This window comes from Actinosynnema sp. (genome assembly GCF_052038725.1).
On the sequence record NZ_JBQGCX010001320.1, the window covers coordinates 1 to 2,231 of the forward strand.

The following is a 2,231-nucleotide window of genomic DNA, read 5'->3' on the forward strand; positions in this document are numbered from 1 at the left end:
GGGGGGGGGGGGGGGGGGGGGGGGGGGGGGGCGGTCCCGGGGGGGGGGTGCGGGGGGCGCGCCGCCGGGTTGGGGGCCCGGGTCTGGCCGCCGGGTCGTGGGGGGGGGGGGGGGGGGGGGGGGGGGCCCCCGGCCCCCCCCCACCGGTTACGGCAGCTTCCAGTCCACCGGCTCGGCGCCCTGCTGCTCCAGCAGCGCGTTCACCTTGCTGAACGGCTTCGAGCCGAAGAACCCGCCCGCGGCGGACATCGGGCTCGGGTGCACGCCCTCCACGCACGGGTAGGGCTCCAGCAGCGGCCGGAGGTTGCGGGCGTTGCGGCCCCACAGCAGGCCCACCAGCGGGACCCCGCGCGCGGCCAGCGCGCGCACCGCCTGCTCGGTCACCTTCTCCCAGCCCTTGTTCTGGTGGGAGTTGGAGTTGCGCGGCCGGACCGTGAGCACCCTGTTGAGCAGCAGCACGCCCTGCTCGGTCCACGGCGTCAGGTCGCCGTTGGACGGCATCGGGTGGCCGAGGTCGGTGCCCAGCTCCGCGAAGATGTTCTGCAGGCTCTTGGGGATGGGCCGGGTCTCCGGCGAGACCGAGAAGCTCAGGCCCACCGCGTGCCCCGGCGTCGGGTACGGGTCCTGACCCACGATCAGCACGCGCACGCCGTCGAACGGCTGCTTGAACGCCCGCAGCACGTTCTCCCCCGCGGGCAGGTAGGTGCGCCCCGCGGCGACCTCATCCCGGAGGAAATCCCCCATCTTGCTGATCTGGTCGGCCACCGGCGCGAGTGCCCGCGCCCAGCCCTCTTCGACGACTTCTTCCAAAGGACGTCCCACTGCGGCACCGTATCTCAGTCGAGTCGCCGGAGTTCCCGGTACGCGGCGATGTTCTGGACGTATTTGTCCACGATGAACGAGAAGGCGCCCTCGGGCACCTCGTGACCTTCGCGCACGCGCGCGGGAACGCCCAGCGCCATGGCCCGCGCGGGCACCCGGCCGTTGAACGAGAGCACCGCGCCCGCGCCGACGACCGCGCCGGTCTCGACCACGCTCCCGTTGAGCACCACCGATCCCGAGGCGATCAGGCAGCGGTCGGCGATCGTCGCGCCCTCGACGTGGGCGTTGTGCCCGATGACGCACTCGGCGCCGATCGTGGTGGGGTGCTCCTCGGTGCAGTGCAGCACCGACCCGTCCTGGACGCTGGTGCGCGCGCCGACCTCGATCCGCCCGTAGTCACCGCGCAGCACGGCCCTCGGCCACACCGAGGCGAACGGGCCGAGGACGACGTCGCCGATGACGGTGGCGTCGGGGTGCACCTAGGCGTCGGGGTGGACGACGGGTTCGCGGTCGCCGAGGGCGTAGAGGGCCACGGGGCCACGCCACCCAGCCCGGGCAGGTCCCGTCGGCCACCGCGACGGCCCGGTCCGCGGCGCCGCGGACCGGGGCGGGGCGCAGCTCCTTGGCGAAGCACAGGCTGTTGGGCTCGCACCGGTACACGCCGAAGTTGGGGATGCGCTCGTACCCGGCGCGGGTGTAGAGCGCGATCGCCTCGGGCTGGAGGGTGCCGGTCTCCAGGACGAGCCTGCGCCTGCCCGCCGCCGAGGCGGCCTCCTCCAGCGCGGCGAGCACCAGCCGGGCGAGCCCGCGCCCGCGCGCGGACTCCACGACGTACATGCGCTTGAGCTCCGCGTCGCCGGGGACGACCGAGTCGAACGCGGTGTCGTGCGCGCGCCACCCGCCGCAGGCGACGGGCGCGCCGTCGAGGTAGCCGACCAGGAAGTGCCCGTGCGGCGCCGCGAACTCCTCGGGGTCGACCGGGGTGATGTCCTGGTCGCCGTAGCGGTCCACGTAGACCTGCTGCAGGTCGGCGATGAGCTTCGCCGCGTCTGGATGGTCATACGCGATCATGCATAGTTCCACATGGACCAGGGTACTAGCGCCAGTGCTCCCAGCCGGGGGGTTTCTCGTACCCGCGACCGTCCACGGTGACCCCGCCACCCGGTCGGACGCTGCCGATGACCTGCCAGCCGTCCGGGATCGAGCCCTGGTCGGGGAACGTCGCGGCCAGCGCGTGGTCCTCGCCGCCGGTGAGCACCCAGTGCCTGGCGTCGGCCCCGAGCGCGGAGGCGACGTCGAGCAGCCGGGGGTGCACCTGGAGCAGCTCGGTGCGGATGTCGATGCCCACCCCGGACTCGTCGGCCACGTGCCCGAGGTCGGCGAGCAGCCCGTCCGAGACGTCGATCATC

At 73.9% G+C, this 2,231-nt stretch carries 3 protein-coding genes and 1 pseudogene; all 4 read right to left on the reverse strand.

Annotation, left to right across the window (positions count from 1 at the left end; all coding sequences use genetic code 11):
* Positions 1-147: 147 nt before the first annotated feature.
* Positions 148-822: a uracil-DNA glycosylase gene (locus ACTUAL_RS27840; protein ID WP_096496645.1), complete on the reverse strand. Its 675-nt coding sequence runs from the start codon at positions 820-822 to the stop codon at positions 148-150.
* A gap of 14 nt (positions 823-836) precedes the next feature.
* Positions 837-1,301, reverse strand: a complete 465-nt coding sequence (locus tag ACTUAL_RS27845; protein ID WP_440902316.1) for a gamma carbonic anhydrase family protein — start codon at positions 1,299-1,301, stop codon at positions 837-839.
* 136 nt (positions 1,302-1,437) lie between these two features.
* Positions 1,438-1,893: pseudogene (locus ACTUAL_RS27850) on the reverse strand (GNAT family N-acetyltransferase); the annotation flags it as partial.
* A 25-nt stretch (positions 1,894-1,918) separates the two neighbouring features.
* A partial coding sequence (locus ACTUAL_RS27855) for a thiamine-phosphate kinase (protein WP_440902317.1) occupies positions 1,919-2,231 on the reverse strand: 313 nt, incomplete at its 5' end.